Origin of the sequence: Xanthomonas populi (genome assembly GCF_002940065.1) — a bacterium.
GTDB classification, from domain to species: domain Bacteria; phylum Pseudomonadota; class Gammaproteobacteria; order Xanthomonadales; family Xanthomonadaceae; genus Xanthomonas; species Xanthomonas populi.
This window is the reverse complement of record NZ_MDEJ01000354.1, coordinates 1-393: the sequence shown is the minus strand read 5'-3', so window position 1 is coordinate 393 and position 393 is coordinate 1. Positions and strand designations below refer to the sequence as shown.

The 393-nt window shown below is 65.9% G+C and carries 1 pseudogene; it reads right to left on the bottom strand.

Features of this window, described 5'->3' with window-relative positions:
• A pseudogene (locus XpopCFBP1817_RS21245) lies at positions 1-351 on the bottom strand (helix-turn-helix domain-containing protein); the annotation flags it as partial.
• Positions 352-393 lie beyond the last annotated feature (42 nt).

Below are 393 nucleotides of genomic sequence, written 5' to 3'. Positions count from 1 at the left end.
GCTCCACCACCCTTGGGCGCTGTGTCCAGCTGCGTCGCTGTGTCAGCTGCCCGCGGCCATCGCGCACGCCACGTCGGCGGCGTTCAGCAAGACCTCGATTGGTGCGATCCGCTCAGCAGCAATGCGTGGACGCTGGCTGGCCTGCGTGCGCCGATGCTCGCTGAGGCGCTGCGCGTGGTCTGGCAGAGACTGCCCAGCGTGCTGATTGCGGCGCAGTTCGCGGCTGATCGTGCCGGGTGCACGCTCCAATACACGGGCGATGGCCCGCATCGACATGCCGGTTTCATACAACGCACGCAGACGGTATCGTTCCGGAAGATCCAGACGGCTGGATGACCTGAGCGACTCCACTTGGCGGTGAAGTCGCTCAGGTCAGGTCGCCTGGATCACGTC